Genomic DNA, 25286 nt, shown 5'->3' on the forward strand with positions numbered 1-25286 from the left:
ATCTTCAACCCGTAATTTCTGATAACCGTTAACTCCTATTGGTATGGCTTTTTTCAAAATATCACCGCCTTCTATATATATTATACCTTAATTTCATAATTCAGACATACGAATTGAGAAAAAGGATAAATCAACGTACTGCGAAAGCTTTTTAGTTTTGCTCTTTTCAATGTATCACTAGATATCTGTATCATAGCATGAATTCATCGCTTTATGGCGAAAAATCAATAAATTGTGGATTTAAATGCACGATAATCAAGTTTTTTCGACACCACAGTTAACCAAAGCATTCTGGAAAATCAATCTTCTATTATAAAATTTCTATACGAAAAAAAATCCTTCTGCCGATATTGCAGGAAGAATTTTTTATTGCATTTTATGTACCTTTCACAAAACAAGCCTGTGCAGGAAATCCATATGGATGAATATTGCTCGATATTAAAGCTTCCTTTTTGAATGTATCAATGAAAATCGCCTCACAGATGAGCCCGCTAGAAATAGTATAATCACCAAATACTTAATGAAATTGAAATTATGATATAGAAAGAGATTTCCCTGAACCAAGTCAAAGACAGTGACATACAAGATAAAATCAGCACCGTTATAATAAAGAATCATTGGAAACAATAATATAAATAAACTCAAAAAGCAGCTAACAAGAGGGTTTTCACACTTTTTAGATATTAGGGCTACGATACAGCCACTGAGCACTACACCCGAGCACCGGATGAAATACAGCAAACAAGCATACTGCAAACATGAAATTTCAAGCGGTAATGAAGATGCAATACTCCAATCATCAGGTACTACAGCTTGTAATGGGGCATCCCATTGAGACATCGGATATAGTTGATGAAATGCAAGTGCGTCACTAAGATTGTAAAATAAATACATGAATACCGACACCAATAGTACAACTATGAATTTAGCTCTATTCCTCGACCTTCTGCCTTTTTTTGTAGTCTCATACAGTATATACTCCTTTTTCTGCTGATCAAATGTATAGATTCCATGTAAAGCAAATATAAGGGAGGCAATCAGCAGAATACTCATTTGAATATCCCGCTCTTGTGTATTCATAGCAAAAATAGCCTGATATCCCTTTTTATAAACGAGTACCTCACCATCCTGATAATCCTTATAAAAAATCTTGAACGCCGCTTTGTCTTTTATTTGATCCATACTCTTTTTTAATAAAGCCTGGTAATTTGCTTCCGATGCCGCCATTCCCCTATCTTTCTCTGCAGCTAGCTTTTCCAGTTCTGTTTCCTGCTCCTCATACAGCTTATATTGTTTTTCAATTTTACGCTTCTTAACAGGATTCAGTACACCGCCATATTCTTTATATAGTTCTATCACCTTATCCTCAATGACAGAGTCCTGTCGCTGACTGGCAATTGTATAACTATAATTCCCCTGATAAACACACAGCAGGACACATATGATAAAGAATTTATTATTAACAATGATTTTTTGAATTTCATGTATCAACAGACTGGTATGCTGTACAAACGCAATCGAATGAGCATTCCATTTGGGGATCCTGACCTTTTTATGTAAAAACATGAATAACGCTGTAAAAAGTAACATACATATGATGATACATATACATAGGAGTTCAGCTAATGATATTGTGATAGAACGAAATGTAAATACTATATAATCCTGATAAAACGTATGTGTATTACTGATTTCATATAAATTGAGGTAATGAAAGATACGCAGTATAGAGTTGACTGAAATAGTCTGGAAAAGCAGATAAGAGAGGGCCAGCAATGCACTCATTAAAAGAATAGAGAATTTCTGAAAGCATTGATACAAACATGCAAATATCATAGCTAAAGTGAATCCTGTAATGATTTTTATGGCAAATGTTATACCATACCACATACCTACATTTCCTTGAAATGCGCTTGTATACAGAGAAGGTATGCTTTGAATGGATGCTTCCCAATTTATGCCGCCATACAATCCCTGCAGGAGAAGCAGATATCCCCCTTCAATTAGGATCGTAAGCAAAATACCTGTAATGAAGATAACAATGCATTTAGAAAAGCGTGATGCGACCCTTCCATATTTCGTAGTTGTTATCAAGGATGTCATATCTGCACTTTCATCACTCTGTAATACGATAATCGCTATAAATAACCAGGCAAAACAAATCATGATAGAGACAGAGCTTGTCACATAACGTTCAAAAACAAGGAAGCCTTCGTCACTGAAGCTTGTATTACGAAGCCTTTCATAGGTACTTTTTGTGAATTCCAACTGTTGTAGCTTTTCATCCGATATCGTAATATGCATGGGATTATTTTTGAGAAAATCCGTTTTCTTCAGAATACCATCCAGATATGTTTGATACTCTGTTATACGATTGTAATAGGTATGGAGATACTGGTATATCTGTAAATGAGCATTCAAATCCGTATAGATATCCGTTTGCAGTAAATTTTGATATTCTGACAGAAAATCTGCATCAGCCTTCTGTGCTTCCGTATCATCCTGAAAGGCCTCCGTTAAATGAAGCTGCTCTTCATATTGCTTCACTTGTGTGAAGAATGTATGCTTTTTTTCTATCCATGCTTTTTTATCCTGCAGATTTTTGCCATTTAATTGTTTATTTATGCTGAAATAAACATCTTTATATTTCGCCATTACATCATTGCTCTGTAATTGTTCCATATACAGAAAGGTGAATGTCGCAAAAAGAAGAAGAAGGATGGCAACGATCAGATTGCGCTTTGATGTAAGCTTCCTTATCTCATATCGTATAAGCTGCATAAAAATTATCCCATATAATACAGATAAGCATCTTCAAGTGAGGGGAGAACAGAGCTTTCACCGACTTCATCAACTATATAGCGTACATGAAATACAGTATCCAAACGCAATGACCTTGTAATTTTATGTGTTCTCTGAAATTCCTCCCATACATCTTCAGCAATCAATGTTTCCTGTACCCTACCCTTTAAGCGTTCAATCAACTCCGTTATACTACCTTCGAATAACAGATTCCCTTCCTTTATGAATAAAATTTCTTTTGCAATCGTCTCAATATCCTGCATAACATGCGTTGCTATTAAAACTATCTTATCTTTTGCAATCGTAGAAATATAATTCCGCAACCGTATTCTCTCCAATGGATCCAAGCCTGCCGTCGGTTCATCGAGGACCAGTACCTTTGGATCATTTAATAACGCCTGCAGGAAAAATAACCGTTGCTTCATCCCTCCGGAGTAGGCCTTAATTTTCCGGTTCAGATAAGTATCAAGGTTAAGTATACTGCTTAATGCCTTTATCTTTTGTTCCGCTTCCTCTTTCTTTATTCCTTTTAGTGCTGCCATATAATACAAAAACTGCTTCGCAGTAAAATCGCCGTATCCCGTTGTTATTTGCGGCATATAGCCAAGAATATTGCGATAGGTAGAGCCCATCTTTTTTATTTCATCTCCACAATAAGAAATTGTACCTTCATATTGCGTTAAATTCGTTGTAATCATTTGTAATAGCGTACTTTTCCCTGCGCCATTCGGTCCAATAATACCATAAACCCCCGGTTGCAGCACAAAGCTCATATCACGTACGGCTACCGTTTTCCCATAATTCTTCGTCACCTTTTGAACATTTAACGATAACATGAGGCACCCCCTTATGTTAATTCAATTTGTACATACTTTTGGAATTTATCTTCTTTGATCGGATACCTATAAAATTTATTTCCATTTGCAAAATAAAATGAGTGATGGATGATTCCCTGTGGCAATCCTTCCATATGTTCTAAAGCTGTCTTATCAAGCAATTCACCTTTTCTGTTAAACAGATAAAGATTTTTCATGTCAATATCGCATAATACGATATAGTCATCATTTACAAAGGCACTAAAAGAATAGGTATCCAATAATTTCTTTTTCTTATTTGATGCAACATCATAGTAAAAGACACCTTCTTTTTCCCCATTACCTACTTCAATTAAAAACTGGCTGTTTGCATAATAAACATTTTTCTCCTTCTGCCAGAGCTTCATACTGTAATCTGTAAGTGATCCTTTCAATATAGCATTCTTTATGACTTCTTGTTTATCCTTATAGATTTCTGTAGTTATATATACACTATCATCTTCAAAAAACATATTTACAATATTTGTATCAGGTTCTAATTCAAAGCATATTTCATCCTCGTTATCAGACAGGTCATAAGCATGTACCTTGTTGCTGTCTGCATAATATAAAATATTCTTATGTATTGTAAAGGCAAAGGAAACATCCTCACCATCATCACTTTTTGTGACAGAAAGAAGCTGTTCTTCCTCGGTTCCATCAAAATTACTTCTTATAATAGTCTCTGTTAATTGATCTTTTTTATTAAAAGCCTCTACTACATAATAAAGCTTATCCCCATATACAGTATAATTTGAACGCATTTCATCAGAAATGCTACTACAGCTATCTACATTGTCAAAATCACAGCCGGATTCAGGGTTTGAATCCATTATATTTGTGTTCTTGCCATCATAAAAAACTGTATATTTATGTGTTCCTTCAGAATTTTCATAAACAGGGAACAATAATGCCCCACCTTTAATATCTGCCATGAAAGAGGAAGATGCCATAGAATTTTTCAGTGTAGCATAATCAGCTTCATAATGCAGAGCTTTCTCATCAACTTTCTGTGTCTGCTTGCCGCTACAGCCGCTTAACAAGGAAAACATTATAAACATCGCGATTACTTTAGTGAAATTTTTTTTCATAAGAGTCCCCCTTTAAAATTATTCTTTCGATTATTAGAATAATTCCTCCTAGGTACCTAGGAGGAATTATTCGCATAATAAAATAGAGTTATCGAACATCTGAACTATAATAAGTATTATTTCCTACTTTATGAGTACCATCAATACGTGTAAAGTAACGACCTCCACTCGGTAAAGAGCGTCTAGTTGTTGCATAACCAGTATTAGCATCTCTATAGCCATAATCAGCAGCTAGTGTAATAATACTTGCTCCATCCTTTGTATAACGAGATACTGATTTAATATTGCATGAATCATTAGTAGCATATGTATACCCACTTGTAGTTTTATCATTGCAACTTACGCCATAGTCATATGATGCAGCATTTATTGAAATAGCTGATAAAGCGAATCCAAAAGAGAACAATGCTACAAGCATAAATTTCTTTCTTTTCACAGAATCACCTTCCCTCCCATAATGTCAGCGCTTCCATTTATAATTTTATAATAACCTATTAACTATTTTTTGTCAACGCTTTATAACAAATCATATTGATCAGCATCATATTGATCATATTGAATCAGGAATACAAAAAAATCCTCCTGCCGATATTGCAGAAGGATTGGTACCTCCTTATTTTATATTGATCCAATGGTCCTTTCCATCCTCATACACATTTGCACTCAACAGATATAATGGAACCAGCAAATAAAACTGCACCACATAATACAGCGCATAAATACCGATAATACTGATCAGCGCCTGTGTATTATTGGCAGCAACACTGAATACCTCCATCAGATTGTTACTGATATCATTCCCCAAAAAGGACGTCACTACAAGCAGAATACCGATCTGAGCGACAACAAACCAGATCATATACACAAGAGAGCCGCGAAGAATCACACGAATCTGTTCCCAAAGCAACTGAAAGCTCCCCATCACGAGTGCCTTGATCCGAGTAACACCATCATATACGCCATAGGAGATCAGTGCGTTCCACAGGATAAAGAAGACATTCAGCACACTCATTCCCACATAGTACAATGGCGGAACCATGATGAGAAACGTTGCCACGGTACTGACCAGCAGCTGTATCACACTGACAATCAGCCCAGCCAGAATCAGATATATGAAGCGTGAAGCACCATATTGCACATCCTTCACACCAAAGGACTCATTTCGAACCCTTTGAATAAACAGAAACAGAATCACATAGTTGATCAGTGAAAAAAACAGGGACAGAAGAAAACTCAAGATGGAATACATCAGCGATTTGGCATCCATGATATAAATTAGAGAATCCTTACACAGGGATATCAGCAGGCTGGAAACAAGCAGTATGGCAAACAGCCGTAGATGATGCCCCTTCAGCTGTGCAGATAGCTGTTCCTTATATTGTTGATATGTTTTCATAATTACCTCCATGTAACCCGCTGCATACGGGCTTTGCTGCTTGAACTGCTGATAGCTGTCGGTTTCTCCTGCTTCAGCAATCACAATACAAAACATTATACGAGAAAGCGAAAAGAAAAGCAACCGCTCAAAGAGCATGCTGCTTGGTGATTTCGGATTCCCTTATGGGAGTGGCATACTGCAGAAAGTATTTTTCCACCTTTTTGCGTGATACGCATTTCAGCGAGATGCACTGATGATTTTTCAATTCGATGTTCAACACATCCAAATCATTGCGACTGGAGGTAATCGACCATTTTGCTACATCCTGCCAGAACAGCAGAAAGCATTCCTCCTTGCCGTTATTGAGATAAAAGACCGCATAGGTTTCATAAAACTCTATCAGTACAACATCTTTGACAAACAGCAGGCAATACAGAAACAGAAAGGTTATTACGATTCCTATGAGATAGACACGGGTAAACAGCAATGCAATCCCGATGAAAAGGAATACGGCAATGACCAGATACGGCTTTGCGTTGATCTGGTCGATTTTTCTGCCGTCTGTGGGCAAATTTCTGATTTTTAGCACCTTACTTTTTACGTTCACGTTCGACACCTTCTTATCTAGAAATTATTATATATGAAATAATTATTATATCAATATAATCACACAATTCCACTTATTTCTTATATATATTTCGCATATTTCCATGTATAATATTCCTGTATATCACACAGAAAGGACGTGTTGTCATGTTTGACATAGTAAAGGATATAGATCAATGGGGGAAGGGTTCCCTATTCAAATACGGCTTCCTGCAATCCCTGGTCATTATGCTGATATTTCTGTTATGTGCCTGGCTGTGCAAACGGGCAATCAACCGCTGGATCCGTAAAAAGGAAATCGTGAATGCGAAGTTTGTTATGCGCATTGTTAAAATCACTCTGTACACCATAGCCATATACGGCTGTTTATCTCTGCTGACTCCTTTTGAAAGTGTCCTTGGTAAAATCTGGGGAAGTGCAGGTATCATCGCAGTGGTATTAGGTCTTGCGGCTCAGGAATCCATGGGCAATTTTGTAAACGGATTGTTGATTACCACCTTCAAGCCGTTTAAAATCGGCGATCTGGTAAAGGTCAATAACGGAGAATATGAAGGCTACGTGGTGGATATCTCCCTTCGAGATACGGTGATAAGAACCTACGAAAACACGAAGGTTATCATTCCTAACAGCACCATGAACAAAGCTGTTCTGGAAAATGTAAGTCTGACCAATCACACAAAAGGTAATTTTCTAACGCTGGACATCGCTTATGAAAGTGATTTGGATAAGGCGATGAATATCATGAAGGAAGAAATCATACGGCATCCCGCTTATGTGGATCCCCGCACAGAGGAGGATATGCGAAACCATGTGGAGCCGGTTATCGTTCGTCTTACCTCCTTCAATGATTCTTCCCTGACCCTGCGTGCCACCGTATACTCGCGTGATAATTCAGAAGGCTTTGCCATGCTGTCCGATCTGCGCATCGCAATTAAAAAACGCTTTGATCAGGAAGGCATTGAATTCCCCTATCCGCACCGTACGATTACCTATAAAGAAAAAAATGATAGCATTGCCGATAGCAAGCAATAACCTTAAAACATAAAGGAAAAGCATCCCTTGAGCTTGGGATGCTTCTTTCTTATTTCTCTTTTCTGCTCTTACGAACACTCTTGTCATGACTTCCGGATGCTCGTCTGCTTGGACGACGCTGTGAAGAAGAAGCACTGTTATCATAGCTTCTGCTGCGTCCGCCTTTATTATAACCGCCTTTGCCTCCGGTTCCTCTTCCATTGGAACGGCTGCTGTTTTTGCGCTTCGGCGCACTGTCGATTTCCACCATGACTTCCACACCGCGGATATGACTGCGCTGCATATTGCTCAATACTGCATCCACCTTGCTGGCTTCCACATCCACCAGGGTGAAATCCTTGCGTACATCAATACGCCCGATGGCCTTTCCATTCAGTCCGGATTCCTCAATGATTGCCGCAACGATATTACCCGGCTGTACACCATTGTTTCTTCCGACATTGAATTTCAACGTGATAGCATCAAATGCAGATGCATAACGCTTCACATCCTCATCCGCTTCAATATCGATGATTTCATTCTTGTAGGTCATGGAAATCAATGCAGAAATAATGTTTTCCAGAGCAATTCCCTCTGCCATCAATTCATTTGCAATCTCCATGCTTTCTTCAGTAATGCCCTCATCACATGCTTCCTTTACCTTTGCGACAAAAGCATTGCGGTTGGCTTCCATCATCTGTGCACTGGTTGGCAGCGCATGACGGACAATATTGGTTTTCGTATAACGAATGATGTCACGGATTCCCGCACGCTGCTTTCCTCCGCTTACCAGAGTGATAGCAAGACCTTTCTTGCCGGCTCTTCCGGTACGTCCGACACGATGGATGTAATATTCATTATCCTGTGGAATATCAAAATTCACAACCAGATCGATATCATCCACGTCGATTCCGCGGGCTGCGACATCCGTGGCAATCAGAATCGGATAATTTCCGGAACGGAACTGCTCCATAACACGGGAGCGGAACTCCTGCTTCATATCCCCATGCAGGGAAATTGCTTTGATGTTGTGCTTATTCAGCTCATCACACAATTCATCTACCATTTTCTTCGTATTACAGAAAATCATGCATAAATCCGGATCGTAATGAGACAGCAGCACACGTAAAGCATTTGCTTTTTTTCCACGCGGTGCATCATAATAAATCTGCTCTACTGTATCAATGGTACGCTGTGCAGACTTAATTTCCACACGTACCGGGTCATTCTGGAATTCCTTGGTGATACGCAGAATTTCCGCAGGCCATGTAGCCGAGAATAGAATGGTCTGATGCTCGTTGCCCTCCGGCATCATGGACAGGATTTCTTCAATATCTTCCTTAAAGCCCATGTTCAGCATCTCATCCGCTTCATCCAGAATTACCATATTGGTATTATCCAGCTTCAGTGTACGGCGGTTCAAATGATCCATGATACGGCCCGGTGTACCGACAACGATACCGCAGCCTCGTTTCAACAGCTGAATCTGACGGTCAATCGGCTGACCTCCGTAAATCGGAACGATCTTAACGCCTTCCTTGTACTTTGAAAATTTTCTAAGCTCGGTAGCCACCTGGGTGACCAGCTCTCTTGTTGGACAGATGATCAGTGCGTTCGGATATCTTGTTCCCTGACATACTTTCTCAATCGCCGGGATACCGAATGCAGCAGTTTTACCTGTTCCTGTATTTGAACGACCAAGCACATCCTTGCCCTCCATAATAAGCGGAATGGATTGTGCCTGAATATCGGTTGCATTTTCATATCCCATTTCTTCAACAGCCTTCATTACCTCGCTGCTGATCTGTAATTCATTAAATGTTGTCATTGTTACCTTCTTTCTATCATTGCAGGTTAAAAACTCGTAATAACTTACTAAGTTTACCATACGATGGTACATACGTCAATTTATAATTTTTATCATCCATCAGTTTTCCCATATAAAACTACGGCATTCAGCAAATAAAAAAAAAGTGCGACTGCACCATTTTCTGTAATCTATGCCATGCTGCGGTAGCAATCCTCCAGACGCTCCACAAGAAGATCCTTGGAAAGGTCAAGAACAAAGGACAGCTCCTCACAGAGTACACCCTCAATACGGGAAAGACATTCCTGATAACGGATACCTTTTTTACCTTCCGCATATTTCCAATACAGCAGACCAATGAGCAGCTGTACCTGCTGTTCCAGCTTGTAGTCCACAATACTCTGCTGAATCTGCATAAGCGTAAGACTGGCTGGAAGGGATGATTCCTGTTTGGGAGTAAACAATTTCTTCATGATGAGATCCGCCTCATCACTTTCCATCAGATTTCGTACACCCACTCGTGGCAGGCTCTCGAACGGTATGGAACAGGTACTTCCATCCGCTGCCGTAATTACCATACGCTTTTCTTTTTTGTCGATGCCTGTAACATCACAGATGCCCAGGTTTGGATGAAATACCTTTTCTTCGTAGTTTACCATTTTATATACCTCAATACCCTCAGTCTATGCTTTTTTCAGTGAAAAGTCAAATAAATATCAAAAGAAATCAAATCGTCTGTGGAGCAAAAGAACACAAGATTGCTGAAGCAATAGATTCGTTTTCACGTTCTAAACGAATATGTAAAAAAACCTGGTCTGATACAAAATACCGATGCATTATATACATTATGACGAATCGCAATTACACAGTGAAGCATTTCTGCCCGCCGAACCTTCTGCACTGCAGAAAGCATACGCTTTACATAGTAATTCTGAAAAGAACAGCTGGCTTTCTCTCTATATAAGCTCTATGCTCAACTCTGTCAATAATGAATCGTCTTTCAGTTATATAATATACGCATGCGAATGAAGTGCAGTAACTGCCAGAACTTTTCCAGCACTTTCTTTCTGCATTTCAAATCTTCAGACATTTTTGTCGTCTTATACTGTTAGCGTTTTGCGTATGGTTTATCATAAACAGCTGCGAACCAGAAATGCCGCAGAGTAAGTGCTTATGAGAACGTTTTATTCCATTGTGATCAAATGATGCATCAGGCTATCATTGCACTTCTTTCGAGGAATAATAAATCAATCAAGGATGCTGCTCCTGTATGTATGAGTTCACTGCCATTCGATAATTTACCCTTATCTCAGCTGATATCTACAATAGATTGGTGAATCGTAACGACCATATTGCAAATAATGCAAATAATTACGAAAGTTCTTGCTTTTCTCATTTCTTGTGTTATACTGAAAGTGTAATAACAAGCAAATAACTATGATTTCAATATTCACATATCAGGAATTGTAATTATCTCATTGTACAATTCACATATGTGTTTTTTTATGCCATGAGAGTGCTTCTTATCTACATTATAAGGAGGTACTAATATGAGTACAGGTAAAGTAAAATGGTTTAATGCAGACAAAGGATACGGATTTATTACAACAGACGCTGGACAGGATCTGTTTGTACACTATTCTGAAATCCAGACTTCCGGATTCCGTACACTGGAAGAGGGAGCAAAGGTTAACTTCGAGATCAATACAAACGATCGCGGAGATCACGCTGCAAACGTAACTGTAATTTAATTACACAATCAAGGGAACCGTCGATAGAAATCGGCGGTTTTTCATTATCCGAAAGCAGCACCGCCTCTTTGACAGGGCTCCTTTGAAAAACGGATTGCACAGCCTTTTTCGTGCTATGACATTTTACAGAACTGTTCGTCAGGACAGGCAGTCATCCTGCTTATCGGTATAGAAAAGGCTCCGCATGTAATGCAGAGCCTTTTCCAAAATTATAGGGGATAGAATGATGTTATACGTAAATTAGGGATAGTTTTCGGGGATCATTTACGTATCAGCAGTTTTCTCATCTGCCACCCATACTATACAGCACTTCATTTTCGCAATTTGTCGAACTATGTCGCCTGTTCGTTTTTTTCTTCATTCATATGAATCAGCGGCTTCAGCAGCTCATAGAAATCCTCATATGGAACAAAATGAATTTTCTCTTCCTCTTTATAAGCCACATAATATTTCCCATAGCTGTCATAGATTACTTCATATTTATCCTTCTTTACAAGCACCGTAGTCAGAGGTATCTTGTAGCGGGTCTTGTTTCCATTTACCAGCTTATCTTCATAGGCATAATGCGTGCTGGCAAATACGGGATGATCGATACCCTCAATCGTCAAGCTGCCCTTTTCAATATCCGGCAGATACAGATCACTTTCACCCATCTCTATGTATTTACCTGGAAATTTTACAGCAGCCGCCTGTACTACATCCTGCTCCTCAAGTCCTGTAATCTGCAAATCCATCACCTTCCTATGCATCGTATTATATCATGAATTATGTGCTTTTTGACATCTTAGAAATGCTAATCACACAATTTGTGTACGAAAAATCAAGTTTCCACACATTTTTCCATGATCCCGCCATATTTAAACGGAAAGTTTTTTGTATACTATAGGCAAGCAAGTGGTAATCTTGCTTAGTATGACATATTTCCCCCAAAAATAACTTCATACTTTCTCCCTTTCAAAACAATATAATAATGATACAAAAAAGACGTTCCCCCAAACGTCTTTTTTGTTGTATGCAGGATCATAGATTTCTCTTTACAGCAGCAAGAATGACTGTAAAGCCACATTTTCCCTTTCCATCACCTGCGTCCGCTGATACCAAAATGACTGTATTCGTATGTACAGCTTTTCCCCTTTTTATTCCACGATCCATAAAATTGTGGGAGCTATCACACAATTTGTGCGCCGCAATTCTGATTTCCACATATTTTTCCATGATCGCGCCATATTTAAACTGCAAGTTTTTCGTATACTATAAGCAAGCAAGAGGTAATCTTGCTGGTATGATAAAATTCCCCCAAGAATACTTCATACTTTCTCCCTTTCAAATATAAAGATAATAAGATACAAAAGAAGCTCATGAACCCAAGCATGAGCTTCTTTTGTTTTACTTATGTTGTTCATCTATTGTTTCCAAAGACCAGATGTTTGAATCTCTACGAAACAGCAGGCAAATCGCGATACCCGCAAATCCCAGCAGTAGAAACAGAAGAGCCGCACCGCTTCCTTCGCCTACACCGATTGCATGTCCAAGCAGGGAGGATGCTCCCTGTGCCGCCATGAAGGGCTCAAGGATATAATCTATGAGGGCACCACCCAGAAAATATCCTGCCGGTATGGTGAAGAATTGAAGAGAATTTCTAGCGGCATACACTCTTCCCTGCATATCAAGCGGTATATGTTCACGCAGCAGCACATCCATATTCGTATTCATTGCCGGAATACACAGCCAGCCGAGAAATGCCCCCAGACACCATACAAAGGGTTCTCTGCCCAATGCCAGAAAAAAGCTTTCGGTTCCCATGCTGATCAGCAGGGCATTGTGAATCAATCGCACACGTTGATGCCTCGTCGGCTTCAGCATCAGAACAAGACTTCCGGCAAGATTTGCCAGTCCCATACAGGTATTCACTACCCCCAGCACAGCTTCACTGCCACCCTCGCGCATCAGCAGCATATAAGGCAGTGCAGCATCCAGGGTGGAGGCTACCAGATTTATCGCAGCCAGATACAGGATCAGGTCCAGAACACCGCGATTTTCTCTCAGCCAGTGAAGACCGCTTTTTACGCCGTTCAGAAGAGATTGTTTTTCTATAGCGGACACCGCTTCTACAGCAGGCAGCCGTATGAAGAAGGCCAGGGCTGTAAAGGCAACGCTGAAGCTGATCAGATCAATCAGCAGGATTGTCTGCATACCGAACAACGCATAAACAGAGGTTGCGAAAACGGGAACCAGCAGTGTGTTCAATGAATTGGAAAACATCCGCAGAGCGCCTGCTCTGGCATACTGCTTCTTCGGAGTCAGCAGAGTAATCGCCACTTCACCGGAGGGCTGCTGCAGCGTATTCATACATCCGTTTACAGCATTCAGAATATACAAATGCCATATCTCCAGCGTTCCCTGTAACAGCAGGATACCGATTACAAGGGTTGAGGCAGCTGCCAGACTATCACAGATCAGCATTGTCTTCTTTTTATCCCAGCGATCACACAGGGATCCGGCAAACAGGCCGAATATCACATAGGGGGTGTACGAACAGATGGAAAGCATCGCGCTGACCATAGCACTTCCGGATTGTTGCAGACTCCATATGACAAGTGCAAAGCTCGTCATAGAGCTTCCAAGCTGCGAGCATGCCTGCGTACTCCAGAGTACAAGAAAAACATGCAGGTCTTTTATTGTTTGTTTCATATTGTTCATTTTGACTTTGCTCCTTTTCTACATGAATTGTATACAGGCAAAGTCAGCGGACGAGTCCGTAATCATTGCTCCATGCAAGCGATTCGTCCATCAGACTTTGCATGGAGCTGCTGCATAAGGTAATTTCATAATATCCCTCCCTTCATATCAGACTGTATATAGTCTGAGGAATCATTCAGTCTTTCATAATCGAAATAAGCCCTGTTCAAACATTGTAAATGAACACTCACATGCTATCCGTACAGGCAGCTTACTTCCTTTCCATTATACCACAGCTTCGCGGTATGCTTCCCATAATGTAAAACGAAAACGTTGTATTATAACATAGTTTTCCATATTATCTACATTATTTATTGACAAGTATTTTGTATACTGTAAGCAGCAAGTAGGAAATGCTTGCTAGTATGATAATTCCCCCAAAAGTAAATTCATACTTTCTCTCTTTCATTTAAAACTGATAATAATAGAAGCGCACTGTTCCCCCAAGCAGTGCGTTTCTATTTTCTTATTCTGCCAGACGATTTTTAATATCATCATGAACAAAACAGAAAATGCAGTATTTGAAAAAACGAAATGTTCAAAACAGTACGTGATTTCAACTACATAATTTCACATAGTTGCGACATATTTTTCAGATAACATTTTCGTATACTATAGTCAGCAAGAGGAACTCTTGCCAAGTATGATAATTTCCCCCTCAAATGAAATTCATACTTTCTCCCTTTCATTTAATTTTATAATTCTAAAAGAAAAAGAACGCACCCCCTCAGCGTTCTTTTTCTTTTATCCGCGTTTATTGCCAATCCACGTTTATTGCCGAATTGATTTCTCATCCCTGCACCCTTTCCTACCGGCACCATCGCGTATTGCTATCAAAAACGATATGCATCGCTTTTGCACATGGACAGGATTCAGCGGATGATTCTTTCTGTATTGCATCATACTGCTGTCAAAGAGATTGATTATCTCATACCGGATACAAGATATTGCAGTGCTTCCCAGACAACCGGTATTAGCAATGCCGGCAGCAGATTACCTATTTTCATCTGTTTACCGAAAAACAAATTGATTCCAACACCAAAAATCAGTACATTCCCGACCAGCGAGAGATTCCGGATGAGCGTATCACTGAACAACGGAGAAAGGGTTCCGGCTAGAATGGTGATGGCTCCCTGATACAGAAAAAGCGGAACGGCCGCAAAAACTACGCCAATTCCAAGGGCAGAAGCAAAAACCATGGATATGATACCATCGAGAATCGCCTTTGTAATCAGCATGGAGGCATCGTGTGTCAGTCCATCCTGCAATGCTCCCACAACAGCCATCGCTCCGACACAGATGACAAGCGCATTACTCACAAATCCTTCCACAAATTTATCATCCCTGCTTTTTACCATACTTTGAAGACGATGAGCCAGCCCCTCCATGCGATCTTCCAAACGTAACAGCTCTCCGGCAACTGCACCAATCCCCAGTGAGCAAATCAGTAGTAGTGTACCGTTCGCCTGCAGGCGTGTACCATCCACTTGCATCATAGCGCTTATCGCTCCGCTGATACCGATAAACAATGTGCATAAACCAAGTGAGCGCATGAGCAAATCGCGTACACGAAGCGGTAGTCCCCCCTTAACCAGCATACCGATCGTCCCTCCGATAATCACGGCAGCTGCATTGATCACTGTTCCCATAACGTTCCTCCTCTTTTTTCCTATAAATGTACCATTCCACAAAAGGAAAGTCAATGAAATCTCCGACAGCTTCCTATGAAACTGTTTATTACAGACCTGTTCAAGAAAGGGTAGTGCGACGCGCAGGAACGTATGAAGTGATGAAATACCTCCCCCATTCCCTGGAATTGAACATGCTTCCCATATCCTATCTCTGCTGCAGACAAAAAAAGATTTCTCATTCATGATCTGCACCATGGAATGAAAAACCTCTTATTTCAGCTCATTATCACAGATACTCAACAGTGGTCTGATTCTTTTACAGCAGCTGATTCAGTATATTTGCAAGCTGTGTCTTTGGCTGATAGCCGGAAATCTGCTTTACTGCTTCTCCGTTCTTGAATACGATCATGGTAGGAACCGACATGATACCAAACTTCATTGCCAGATCGCCTTCCTGATCAACATCAACCTTGACTATTTCCGCTTTGCCCTTCATATCCTCTGCCAGCTCCTCCAGTACCGGAGCCAGCATTTTGCATGGCCCGCACCAGGTCGCAAAGAAATCTACCAGGACTACACCCTCTTTTGTTATTTGTTCAAATTCTGCTTTATTTATAACTTTCATAATCTCGTACCTCCGACTATCCACAGTATAGCACATTCTGCCAAAAACATGCACGAAAATGCTCATACTGTGAAATATTTCTGCAATGCCTCCGCAATTCCATCCTCATTGTTGCCGCTACTAACCTCATCCGCCGCTGCCTTAACCTCAGGCATCGCATTCCCCATCGCAATACCGATACCTGCCGCCTGCAGCATTTCAATATCATTTTCGCCATCACCGAATGCCATCACATCATGCATGGGAATATCCAGCATTTCCGCCAGTGCTGTCAGACCGCTTCCCTTTGTAATCCCCAGCGGCATCAGCTCCAGCCATTTCGGTGTTGTCAGTCCCAGCCAGTAACGATCCTGCAAATCTCTTTTTGCCTGCGCACTTACTTCAGCCATGACATCCTCATGGTAGGCAACACTCACCTTGTTGATACTGCGGTCAATTTCTTCCCACGTATTGATATAATGAATCTTCGGGTAGCCCTTTCGGTTATCCGCCAGAAGTGCAAAGGCACCTCCCGTCCACGGGTAATCATCACTAAGCTTGTGCTTTTTGCGATATTCCGCTTTTTCCTTTAAGACACTTTCCGGATTATAATCAAACAGTCCGTCATCAAACTGTGCCATAATTTCAACATCCCATTGCCGGAAATATGTAAAAAGCTCTTCCATTTCACTACGTCCCATCTGCTTGCGGATATGACGTTTTCCACTCGCAAGATCATACAGAATTAAACCGTTGACCTCCAGTAAATAGCCTCCATAGGCATCCATATGCAGCTCTTCGGCATATTCCATAAGCTTGCAATAGCTTCTTCCGCTGGCCAGTACAAGACGTACCCCCTGCTTCTGCACACGCAGCAACAGCTCCTTGGTTCTGGAGGAAATCCTGTTATCGCTTGTCAGCAGTGTTCCATCCATATCCATTACAATCATTTGTATCATACTATCACGCCCCTTATGAATAGGATTATACAATGAATATCTTCAGAAGTAAAATCATACTGGAAGAAGAAAAAAAAGAGTGCTATACTAAATGCACAATGGGGAGGTACTGCAATGAAAATACAGAAAACGAATGCCATGCGTATTCTGGACAGCAAACAGCTGTCCTATGAAGTGCTGAGCTATGCACATGGAAAAGAGGCTGTTGCAGGTCTTGATGTAGCAAAGCAGCTGGAAGAGAATCCGGAGCAGGTTTTCAAAACACTGGTAACGATTGCGAACACGAAGGAATATATCGTCTTCGTAATTCCTGTTGCACATGAGCTGCATCTGAAGAAATGCGCAAAGGCTGCCGGTGTAAAATCCGTGGAAATGATTCATGTGAAGGATATTAATAAGATTACAGGCTACGTCCGTGGGGGATGCTCCCCCATCGGTATGAAGAAGCAATTCCGCACCTTTGTACACGAAAGCTGTACAGGGCATCCTACCATAATGTTCAGTGGCGGGAAAATCGGTGTTCAGATCAAAATGCAGCCGGATGAACTGTTAAAGCTGATTCATGCGGAAACAGCAGATCTCATCAGTGAAGCTTAATGCTGTCATGCTCCATGGCAGCTTTTTTCATAAAAAAGGAGAGCTTACTCCCCTGATGTAAATACATATTTATCCAGCGCCTTCGCGATTCCCATCTGATCATTGGTATCAGTGACATCCCATGCTGCCTGTTTCAAGGAATCCATAGCATTTCCCATAGCGATGCCGTACTTCACGGTTTTGATCATTTCCATATCATTTTCCGCATCTCCAAACGCCATCATTTCCTCTGTGGAGATTCCCAGCTTCTTTCCAATACGCAACAGCGCACTCGCCTTGGATACCCCCTTCGGCATAACCTCAATCCAGGCAGGACCAACCTCCAGCAAGTCATAATCCTTCAATTCCCTACGAAGATGCGGCAGGTGCTTCTTGAAAAAGGAGGCCGTCTGTATCAGTACAAACTTATTCACATCCTGTGTAATTTCATAGTCTGCATCCTCCAGTGGAATGAAATTTCGCTTTCCCTGATTAAACCCGTAATCCATCGGCCGCCCAAACACGACACTGCGCACCTTTTTCATTGCCTTCAGACGCTTGGATATCAAATCATAGAAATCATATCCGCAGCAGCTGATGACCTCAAAATTATATTTCATTCCCAGTGCCATCACTTTCTTTGCGTCATTGCCGTCCAGCACCTTATCCACATAATATTCCTTTTTATGAAAATCATAAATAATCTGTCCGTTAACCCCTGCTACAAAATTATCACCTCTGTGCTCAAGCTCCAAGGGCTCATATACAAAATCAATACCACCCTTATCCCGTCCGGTAGCTATCGTTATGGAAATCCCCATCTCCTGTGCCTTGATCAGACGTTTTTTGGTTTCCTCATCAATTGTCTTCTGCGTGGTCAGCAGCGTTCCATCCAGATCCAGTGCTATCAGTTTTATCGCCATGTTCTACCTCTACTTTCTTTATCAACCCTATTATAGCGAATATAGAAAAAAAGTAAACCTGAAATCCCTGTAAAGAAGCTCTGCCAACCGTAAAGAAAACGGACATCTCTATTGAAATGTCCGCTCCTTTATATTTATTTCGCTAATTTAGCAGCCGCTGCCTCATCAACAACAACGACAACATCTGCATGATTCTGCAATACGCTTGCAGGACATGCCGGATCAACCGGTCCGTTGACCATAGCTGCAACAGCATCTGCCTTGTTTGCGCCGGATGCGACAAGCAGGATTTTCTTTGCCTTCATGATGGTCGCAATTCCCATTGTAATTGCATGTGTCGGCACCTGATTGATATCATTATCAAAGAAACGCGCATTATCAGAACGTGTTTTTTCTGTCAGCTCAACGATATGCGTTTCCTCTGTAAACGGTGTACCCGGCTCATTAAATCCGATATGTCCGTTTCCGCCGATTCCCAGAACCTGTACATCCACGCTGACATTTTCCATAGCCTTTTCATAGCCTTCACAGTCTTCCTTCGTACTTCCATAAGGTACATGAATCTTGTCTTCCGGTAAGTCAATACCCTTAAACAGGTTTTCATGCATGAATGTCCAGTAGGATTCCGGGTGATTTCTGTCGATTCCAACATATTCATCCAGATTGAAAGACTGGCACTGTGCATAGCTTGTTCCATTGTCCTTATGATCCTGAATCATGTTCTTGTACAATCCAATTGGACTGGAGCCTGTTGCAAGACCTAAAACAGCATCCTTTTTGTTTGTGACAACTTCCTTCATAACAGCAAATGCTTCTTTGCTTACTGCATCGTAATCTTTCACTACAATAACTTTCATTTTCTTTTCTCCTCCTGATATTACACAGTAATATCATACCATTTTAAAAGCATGTTTTCAATGTCAGAACATACATATCCTGTATTTCCAGCTGTATTTCCAGCCGATCGCTGAGCACCGGCTTCTTGCCTTCCATATACGATTACAGATGGTAGCCGCTTTTTTCCATGCCGGCGTTTGTTTTGCCTCTGCAGTTCAGATTCCGGTTCCTATGGCAACAGATTTCCGGCTGCAACATAGATGGAATACCATTCCTCTCTGGTCAGCGTAATGTCACAGGCTTGTACAATCCCTTCGATGCGCGCGGTATTGACAGAGCCCAGAATCACCTGCATTTGAGCCGGATGGCGGAGCAGCCATGCTGCCGCAATCGCACTGCTGCTGACCTGATATTTCTTTGCTAGTGCCTGAATCCGTGTATTCACCTCGGGAAATTTCGGATTATCGAGGAACACACCTTCAAACATGCCATACTGAAACGGTGACCAGCACTGTATTGTAATATCCTGCAGTCTGCAATAATCCAGTGTACCGTTATCACGGTCAATACCGCGCTGATCAAAGGTATTGACATTGACGCCGGCATCAATCATCGGTGTATGCATGACACTCAGCTGCATCTGATTGATTTCAATCGGCTGCCTGCTGTATTTTTTCAGCAGCTCAATCTGATAGGGATTGTGATTACTGACGCCGAAATGCTTCACCTTTCCTGAGGTATACAATGCATCAAATGCCTGCGCTACCTCCCGCGGATCCATCAGGGCATCCGGACGATGCAGCAGCAGATAATCGAGATATCCACATTGCAGACGCTCTAGAGAAGCATCCACACAGCGAAGTATGTAGTCTCTGGAAAAATCATAATGTGTTGTTTCACTGCGATGGATACCGCATTTTGACTGAATGAGCATATCCTTTCTTAAAGAAGGCTGTGCCTTCAATACCTTACCAAACAGCTCCTCACAGACACCTTTTCCATAGATATCCGCATGGTCAAAGAAATTGATACCGAGCTTTAAATCCTGATGAATCAGTTCCTCCAACTCGTTTACGCTCATGGCATCAATACGCATACAGCCCTGTATGATAGCCGGTGCCTGTGTACCTGCAATGCTTATGCTTTTCATATGCTAGCTTCCTCCTCTTTATCAGTTGCTTTCATTATACTTCTTTTTCCTGTACGTGAATACAGGAAACAGCTTTTTTCAGCAATGGAATTCTTATTGCATAGGAAGCAGAGCATTAACGCGGATACCATTTCATTCCTGATTCTGTACTTTGCCTGCTGAATTCAGAAAAGGGCTCCCAGTGCCTGCCAAGCCCTTGAAATCTCAATTGCCGGAAGCAGCCCCTGTGTATGAATGCACCACTGGTTCTTTCTGTCCTTCATCCGCAGCATGATATCTGTTCTGCAAGGAGCAGGGTAATTAAAACAGTCTGTAGGTTTTTCATCACCGCATGAAAAGCGCTACTGCCACGGCATGGAAAAGGATATGCAAAGAGCCTTCCTCCTATCCCATACCCGGTTTAGGTAGCATGCTTTCTGCATATCCCTGTTTTTTTAAAATACCTGAATTGTATATGCGGTTGTGAATGTTTTTCCTGCGGAAAGTGTCATCGTTCCCTCACGATGGCAGAAGTCTTCCTCCACCCTTGAAAAGTCCGCATGGCCGTACCACGGCTCCAGACAGATAAACGGCGCATTCTTTTTCGCTGTCCAGATTGCCAGATACGGATAGCCACTGATGGAAATGCGCACACCGTGGTTGTTCGGTCCGGATAGTGTCAGATAGGAGCTTTTCATCCCCTGATAGATCAGCGTCGCATATTTCTCGATTTCCTCATAGCTGCAAGGTATCGTCTGCAGCTCCACATCCTCCAGCGTATACGGTTTCTTCTTTTCAGGATCAAACACCAGCTGCTTCAGCTTCTCCGGATTCGAAAAACGCATGGTATAGTCCTCAAACGCCTCTCCCTCGCACAACGGACAATTGAAGCCGGGATGCAGCCCAAATGTAAACGGCATGTCCCGTTCTCCGGTGTTCGTGATACGATAGGTTACCGTAAGGGTATCATCCTGCAATGCATAGCCTACCTCATAATGAAAATCGAAGGGGTACTGCGCTTTTGTTTCCGCACTGCTGTCAAATGCCATGATGACCTCGTTTCCGTCATCGCATACACAGTCGAGCGTCGCATAGCGAACCAGACCGTGATTTTTCATTGCATATGTTTTGCCATCCATTTCATAGGTGCCATCCAGCGTATTGCCTACCAGAGGAAACAGACCTGGATTTTTCCCTGTCCAATAATCCGGATGTCCCTGCCACATATACTGAATGCCGGTTTCCAGATCGGTAAAGCTTTCAATTTCTCCACCCTTCGCAGTGAAGGTCACCTCATAACGATTATTTGTTAATTTCATACTGCCTCTCCTCTCTCGATTGTTCATGTCTATTATAGCACAACAAAAAGCAGATTCTCCAGAAACTGCAGGACTTCTCCTATATCCATTCCATCTCTTTACAGAAGTGATATAGACCATCCTCGTCGATGGAACCGCAGACATAATCCGCTGCCGCCTTTGCTTTAGGATTGGCATTCCCCATAGCAATGCCGATGCCTGCGGCCTGCAGCATGCCCACATCATTGGCACCGTCACCAAAGCATGCGATCTGTTCAACCGGGATATCCCAATGTGCAGCCATCGCCTCTATCCCTTTGCTTTTATCTACGTTTTCCGCTGTGATTTCCAACGTATTGGAGGAATGCGTTACAATAAAGGCATCCTTCATGAGCGCGATGATTTCCTCACGCTGTTCCCCGTTTTGCGGATAGGCAAGCATATTAAACACTGTTTCCTGCTCATAGGGCTTTACAACGGGCATATTCAGATACAGCTTGAAAAACTCATCACGGATATTGTGAGGACAAGGTGTTGTCAGACAGTCATTGTCAAAGGTGGAGTACCGCACTGGTATGTGCCTTTGTTCACAGTAGCGGATGAGCCGCTCCACCTGCTCCTGTAACAGGGGAAAGCTGGTGACAGTCTCCTCTTTGCCCATGATGAGTGCTCCCCCATCAAAGATTGCAGCATCAAATGCAAAGTCCCGAAAAAAGGCCGGAAGATTACGGACCTCATAACGACACCGGCTTGTAGCGATACCGATACGGTATCCGATTTCCTTCAGGCGGTTCAGCGTCTGACGGGTGGTTGCAGGAAAATCATGAATACGATGCGTATACAGCGTATTGTCCACATCAAAAAATAAAGCTTTTATATGTTTCATATACAATCCCTCATTTCATAACGCTTATCATTATAGCATGATAGAGAGATAAAACAAAAGAAGCACCTGGGGAAGTGCTCCTTTTGCTGTTGCTTATTATTTATTTAATAGAAAGGAAAAGTATGAAAAATTTTCTGAGGGGAAAAATTCATATCTGCAGGATTCCTCCTGCATGCTTACAGTATACCGGAAAGTTATATTTTAATTATGTAGAGAACTTGTAAAAATGTGTGTTCTTTCAAGTGCCTGAACCCAAATTATGTGAAGCACATGCAAAAAAGGGCTGTAGAAAGATAAATGTGAAATTCTCACGAATTTGCCAACAAAAAAGGTGCCTTGGGGGAAGCACCTTTTCTGTATATGGTAATTAGTATTTTGAAAGGGAGAAAGTATGAAATACTGTTGGGGGAAATCATTCATACAGGCAGGATACCTCCTGCCTGCTGATAGTATACAAAATGTCTATCAATATATTATGTATAGATCATGGTAAATTATGTGGAATGCATGCATCGGCAAATCGATAATCATCATTTTTAATTGTATTTCATCCACCTGACAATGTCCCCCCGTTTATTTCCATCAGTGAAGCAGTTCCTGCTTTGATTTTTTTTACTATTTTGCCTTCCATTTTCAATCATACTTGAATAACGGTATCGAACCCTTTCCTGAAAAGACCTGATCTGTGCTACAGCTATCCCTCCGGTAAGGGCCGCATAAGGCTTATGGAAACAGCAAGCATTTGGTTATATTTCATGACACCTTTGCAAACGTATGAATCATCAGGAATCTGTGCGCTTTTCTTTGGTTAACAAAAAAGATGCCTTGGGGGAAGCATCTTCTCTGTATATGATAATTATTATTTTGAAAGGGAGAAAGTATGAAATAATTTTGGGGGAAATTGTTCATACAAGCAAGAAACCTCTTGCTTGCCTATAGTATACAAAATGTCTATCAATATATTATGTATAGATCATGGTAAATTATGTGTAATTCAGCAAAGCTAACCCCAAATTATGTGAGCATTGCCGTAAAAATACTGAAGAAAGGGAATCCTGCGGATTCCCATCTGGTTTCTATTATGATTAGAATGCTTCTTTTCCTCTTACGTAGGTCATTTCGACGGAGTAATCATCATTCAGTACAACGATATCTGCATCATAGCCAGCCACAAGCTTACCTTTGCGATCATCCACATTCAGATATCTTGCCGGATTCAGCGTACAGGAGTTGATTGCATAATCCCAAGGAATCATCGCCTTTTCAACAAGCACCTTCAAGCCCTCATTGACCTTCAGGGTAGAGCCCGCAAGACTCTTTGCGCCGGTCAGATGTGCACTGCCATCCGGATACAGCTCAATTTCATTTCCACCGAAGAGAACCTTTGTCCCGACCGGCAGACCTTTTACCATTAACGCATCCGTAATCATGATGGTATAATCTCTTCCCTTCGCCATGAACAAATCGTTTAATGCATCCGGTGTAGAGTGATTTCCATCACAGATAACCTCACCGAAGGTATCACGGAAACGCATAGCAGCTCCTACCAGACCCGGCTTGCGGTGATGGAACGGTGTCATACCGTTAAAGATATGCGTCATGGAAGTTGCTCCGTTGGCAATTGCCATACCCGCTTCCTCAATCGTTGCCGCAGAATGTCCGATGCTTACGCGGACATCGTTTGCTGCACAGTATCTTGTCAGTTCGAAATCCTCGTCACGCTCGGTAGCCATTGTTATAATTTTAATCAGTCCGTCGGCAGCCTTCTGATACCGTTTGAACTGCTCAACATCCGGTTTTACAATGCACTGCTCCGGCTGTGCTCCCTTGTATACCATATCCAGATACGGTCCTTCAAAATGAATTCCGAGGATTTCCGCTCCCTCATAGCCATCCGCTACGACCTTTGCGACATTTTTCACTGCCTTGGTAAGTACCTCCTCTGTCTGTGTGATTGTGGTAGGACAGATTCCGGTAACACCCTCCTCGGGAATGTGTTTCATCCAGTTTCGCAAGCCTTCTTCTTCTGCATCATTGGTGTCAAAGCCATAGGCACCATGTGTATGAACGTCAATGAATCCAGGTACAATTCGTCTTTCACCATAGTCCTTGTCAGCCGGTTTAGCGCCATAAGCCAGAACATTTTTGATTTTTCCATCCTCCAGCTCCAGCTGGGCTTCGATGAATTGACCGAGTACCCATATTCTCTTACTTTGAATAATCATGAAATAGCTCCTCCTTTATTGATATCTTTATTATACTACCCGAATCTTTTAATTTAAACGGGTTTGCAACTTAATTTTCAATTCGTGTACCGTTTCTGCTAAAAACTGCAAATAATGTCACTTATTTAATTTGTGAATAAAAAAATTAAATAAGTGGACATCCTCCCTATATCATATTA

At 41.5% G+C, this 25286-nt stretch carries 22 protein-coding genes; 3 read left to right on the forward strand and 19 right to left on the reverse strand.

The genetic code is table 11. The features are described from left to right. Positions 1-438 precede the first annotated feature (438 nt). The 6 genes from KSZ58_RS11160 to KSZ58_RS11185 all read right to left on the reverse strand — a co-directional run bounded on the left by KSZ58_RS11160 (position 439) and on the right by KSZ58_RS11185 (position 6732). Complete coding sequence (locus KSZ58_RS11160) at positions 439-2304, reverse strand: hypothetical protein (RefSeq protein WP_224727246.1); 1866 nt, start codon at positions 2302-2304, stop codon at positions 439-441. A gap of 482 nt (positions 2305-2786) precedes the next feature. Beyond that, positions 2787-3638 carry an ATP-binding cassette domain-containing protein gene (locus KSZ58_RS11165; RefSeq protein ID WP_002608263.1) on the reverse strand — a complete coding sequence of 284 codons (852 nt, stop codon included), beginning with the start codon at positions 3636-3638 and terminating at the stop codon, positions 2787-2789. Between the two features lie 11 nt (positions 3639-3649). Then, positions 3650-4747, reverse strand: a complete 1098-nt coding sequence (locus KSZ58_RS11170) for a hypothetical protein (RefSeq protein WP_002608262.1) — start codon at positions 4745-4747, stop codon at positions 3650-3652. Between the two features lie 88 nt (positions 4748-4835). Continuing rightward, on the reverse strand, positions 4836-5183 hold the full coding sequence (locus KSZ58_RS11175) for a hypothetical protein (protein WP_002608261.1): 348 nt from the start codon (positions 5181-5183) through the stop codon (positions 4836-4838). 177 nt (positions 5184-5360) lie between these two features. After that, a complete protein-coding gene (locus KSZ58_RS11180) occupies positions 5361-6143 on the reverse strand; it encodes a hypothetical protein (protein ID WP_009269480.1) in 783 nt (260 codons plus the stop codon). Positions 6144-6270: 127 nt separating this feature from the next. After that, entirely contained in the window at positions 6271-6732 is a 462-nt protein-coding gene (locus tag KSZ58_RS11185; RefSeq protein ID WP_002608259.1) for a hypothetical protein, read from the reverse strand. A gap of 146 nt (positions 6733-6878) precedes the next feature. On the opposite strand from KSZ58_RS11185, the gene KSZ58_RS11190 reads away from it, so the two are divergent. Next, complete coding sequence (locus KSZ58_RS11190; protein WP_008819155.1) at positions 6879-7763, forward strand: mechanosensitive ion channel family protein; 885 nt, start codon at positions 6879-6881, stop codon at positions 7761-7763. Positions 7764-7812: 49 nt separating this feature from the next. Here KSZ58_RS11190 and KSZ58_RS11195 read toward each other — a convergent pair whose 3' ends face one another. Both KSZ58_RS11195 and KSZ58_RS11200 read right to left on the reverse strand, forming a co-directional pair. Beyond that, on the reverse strand, positions 7813-9570 hold the full coding sequence (locus KSZ58_RS11195; RefSeq protein ID WP_009587836.1) for a DEAD/DEAH box helicase: 1758 nt from the start codon (positions 9568-9570) through the stop codon (positions 7813-7815). A gap of 170 nt (positions 9571-9740) precedes the next feature. Then, positions 9741-10208: a CarD family transcriptional regulator gene (locus KSZ58_RS11200; protein ID WP_002608256.1), complete on the reverse strand. Its 468-nt coding sequence runs from the start codon at positions 10206-10208 to the stop codon at positions 9741-9743. A gap of 891 nt (positions 10209-11099) precedes the next feature. Between KSZ58_RS11200 and KSZ58_RS11205 the strand changes: the two genes are divergently transcribed. Then, positions 11100-11300 carry a cold-shock protein gene (locus KSZ58_RS11205; RefSeq protein WP_002608255.1) on the forward strand — a complete coding sequence of 67 codons (201 nt, stop codon included), beginning with the start codon at positions 11100-11102 and terminating at the stop codon, positions 11298-11300. 332 nt (positions 11301-11632) lie between these two features. Here KSZ58_RS11205 and KSZ58_RS11210 read toward each other — a convergent pair whose 3' ends face one another. From KSZ58_RS11210 to KSZ58_RS11230, 5 genes are all read right to left on the reverse strand, one after another. Beyond that, positions 11633-12049: a hypothetical protein gene (locus tag KSZ58_RS11210; RefSeq protein ID WP_224727245.1), complete on the reverse strand. Its 417-nt coding sequence runs from the start codon at positions 12047-12049 to the stop codon at positions 11633-11635. A gap of 637 nt (positions 12050-12686) precedes the next feature. Continuing rightward, complete coding sequence (locus KSZ58_RS11215; RefSeq protein ID WP_238135785.1) at positions 12687-13991, reverse strand: MFS transporter; 1305 nt, start codon at positions 13989-13991, stop codon at positions 12687-12689. A gap of 971 nt (positions 13992-14962) precedes the next feature. Further along, on the reverse strand, positions 14963-15688 hold the full coding sequence (locus KSZ58_RS11220; protein ID WP_008819158.1) for a DUF554 domain-containing protein: 726 nt from the start codon (positions 15686-15688) through the stop codon (positions 14963-14965). A gap of 298 nt (positions 15689-15986) precedes the next feature. Further along, positions 15987-16295: a thioredoxin gene (trxA, locus tag KSZ58_RS11225; protein WP_002608251.1), complete on the reverse strand. Its 309-nt coding sequence runs from the start codon at positions 16293-16295 to the stop codon at positions 15987-15989. Between the two features lie 62 nt (positions 16296-16357). Further along, positions 16358-17233, reverse strand: coding sequence for an HAD family hydrolase (locus tag KSZ58_RS11230; protein WP_002608250.1), 876 nt, complete (start codon positions 17231-17233; stop codon positions 16358-16360). A 114-nt stretch (positions 17234-17347) separates the two neighbouring features. Here KSZ58_RS11230 and ybaK point away from each other — a divergent pair, with 114 nt between their 5' ends. After that, positions 17348-17830: a Cys-tRNA(Pro) deacylase gene (gene ybaK, locus KSZ58_RS11235; RefSeq protein WP_217752728.1), complete on the forward strand. Its 483-nt coding sequence runs from the start codon at positions 17348-17350 to the stop codon at positions 17828-17830. 44 nt (positions 17831-17874) lie between these two features. On the opposite strand, the gene KSZ58_RS11240 is transcribed toward ybaK, so the two are convergent. From KSZ58_RS11240 to nagA, 6 genes are all read right to left on the reverse strand, one after another. Beyond that, entirely contained in the window at positions 17875-18732 is an 858-nt protein-coding gene (locus KSZ58_RS11240; protein ID WP_002608248.1) for a Cof-type HAD-IIB family hydrolase, read from the reverse strand. A gap of 134 nt (positions 18733-18866) precedes the next feature. Further along, positions 18867-19589: a glucosamine-6-phosphate deaminase gene (nagB, locus tag KSZ58_RS11245; RefSeq protein WP_002608247.1), complete on the reverse strand. Its 723-nt coding sequence runs from the start codon at positions 19587-19589 to the stop codon at positions 18867-18869. 209 nt (positions 19590-19798) lie between these two features. Continuing rightward, complete coding sequence (locus tag KSZ58_RS11250; protein ID WP_217752729.1) at positions 19799-20719, reverse strand: aldo/keto reductase family oxidoreductase; 921 nt, start codon at positions 20717-20719, stop codon at positions 19799-19801. A 434-nt stretch (positions 20720-21153) separates the two neighbouring features. Next, positions 21154-22017, reverse strand: a complete 864-nt coding sequence (locus KSZ58_RS11255) for an aldose 1-epimerase family protein (RefSeq protein ID WP_217752730.1) — start codon at positions 22015-22017, stop codon at positions 21154-21156. A 79-nt stretch (positions 22018-22096) separates the two neighbouring features. Continuing rightward, positions 22097-22882 carry a Cof-type HAD-IIB family hydrolase gene (locus tag KSZ58_RS11260; RefSeq protein WP_217752731.1) on the reverse strand — a complete coding sequence of 262 codons (786 nt, stop codon included), beginning with the start codon at positions 22880-22882 and terminating at the stop codon, positions 22097-22099. A 1085-nt stretch (positions 22883-23967) separates the two neighbouring features. After that, positions 23968-25107, reverse strand: coding sequence for an N-acetylglucosamine-6-phosphate deacetylase (gene nagA, locus KSZ58_RS11265; RefSeq protein ID WP_009269484.1), 1140 nt, complete (start codon positions 25105-25107; stop codon positions 23968-23970). Between the last annotated feature and the right edge of the window lie 179 nt (positions 25108-25286).

This window comes from Erysipelatoclostridium sp. DFI.2.3 (assembly GCF_019132535.1).
In the GTDB taxonomy this organism is placed as follows: Bacteria; Bacillota_I; Bacilli_A; order Erysipelotrichales; family Erysipelotrichaceae; genus Clostridium_AQ; species Clostridium_AQ innocuum.

Excerpts from the sequence above, each read along its gene's own strand:
- KSZ58_RS11160 (WP_224727246.1), bottom strand. The coding sequence starts at position 2,304 with ATGCATATTACGATATCGGATGAAAAGCTACAACAGTTGGAATTCACA.
- KSZ58_RS11230 (WP_002608250.1), bottom strand. The coding sequence starts at position 17,233 with ATGATACAAATGATTGTAATGGATATGGATGGAACACTGCTGACAAGC.
- trxA (WP_002608251.1), bottom strand. The coding sequence starts at position 16,295 with ATGAAAGTTATAAATAAAGCAGAATTTGAACAAATAACAAAAGAGGGT.
- KSZ58_RS11205 (WP_002608255.1), top strand. The coding sequence starts at position 11,100 with ATGAGTACAGGTAAAGTAAAATGGTTTAATGCAGACAAAGGATACGGA.
- KSZ58_RS11250 (WP_217752729.1), bottom strand. The coding sequence starts at position 20,719 with ATGAAAAGCATAAGCATTGCAGGTACACAGGCACCGGCTATCATACAG.
- KSZ58_RS11215 (WP_238135785.1), bottom strand. The coding sequence starts at position 13,991 with ATGAAACAAACAATAAAAGACCTGCATGTTTTTCTTGTACTCTGGAGT.
- KSZ58_RS11260 (WP_217752731.1), bottom strand. The coding sequence starts at position 22,882 with ATGAAACATATAAAAGCTTTATTTTTTGATGTGGACAATACGCTGTAT.
- KSZ58_RS11220 (WP_008819158.1), bottom strand. The coding sequence starts at position 15,688 with ATGGGAACAGTGATCAATGCAGCTGCCGTGATTATCGGAGGGACGATC.
- KSZ58_RS11190 (WP_008819155.1), top strand. The coding sequence starts at position 6,879 with ATGTTTGACATAGTAAAGGATATAGATCAATGGGGGAAGGGTTCCCTA.
- ybaK (WP_217752728.1), top strand. The coding sequence starts at position 17,348 with ATGAAAATACAGAAAACGAATGCCATGCGTATTCTGGACAGCAAACAG.
- KSZ58_RS11200 (WP_002608256.1), bottom strand. The coding sequence starts at position 10,208 with ATGGTAAACTACGAAGAAAAGGTATTTCATCCAAACCTGGGCATCTGT.
- KSZ58_RS11240 (WP_002608248.1), bottom strand. The coding sequence starts at position 18,732 with ATGGCGATAAAACTGATAGCACTGGATCTGGATGGAACGCTGCTGACC.
- KSZ58_RS11255 (WP_217752730.1), bottom strand. The coding sequence starts at position 22,017 with ATGAAATTAACAAATAATCGTTATGAGGTGACCTTCACTGCGAAGGGT.
- nagA (WP_009269484.1), bottom strand. The coding sequence starts at position 25,107 with ATGATTATTCAAAGTAAGAGAATATGGGTACTCGGTCAATTCATCGAA.
- KSZ58_RS11165 (WP_002608263.1), bottom strand. The coding sequence starts at position 3,638 with ATGTTATCGTTAAATGTTCAAAAGGTGACGAAGAATTATGGGAAAACG.
- KSZ58_RS11210 (WP_224727245.1), bottom strand. The coding sequence starts at position 12,049 with ATGCATAGGAAGGTGATGGATTTGCAGATTACAGGACTTGAGGAGCAG.
- KSZ58_RS11170 (WP_002608262.1), bottom strand. The coding sequence starts at position 4,747 with ATGAAAAAAAATTTCACTAAAGTAATCGCGATGTTTATAATGTTTTCC.
- nagB (WP_002608247.1), bottom strand. The coding sequence starts at position 19,589 with ATGAAAGTTATTGTAGTGAAAGATTACGATGCAGTAAGCAAAGAAGCA.
- KSZ58_RS11195 (WP_009587836.1), bottom strand. The coding sequence starts at position 9,570 with ATGACAACATTTAATGAATTACAGATCAGCAGCGAGGTAATGAAGGCT.
- KSZ58_RS11180 (WP_009269480.1), bottom strand. The coding sequence starts at position 6,143 with ATGAAAACATATCAACAATATAAGGAACAGCTATCTGCACAGCTGAAG.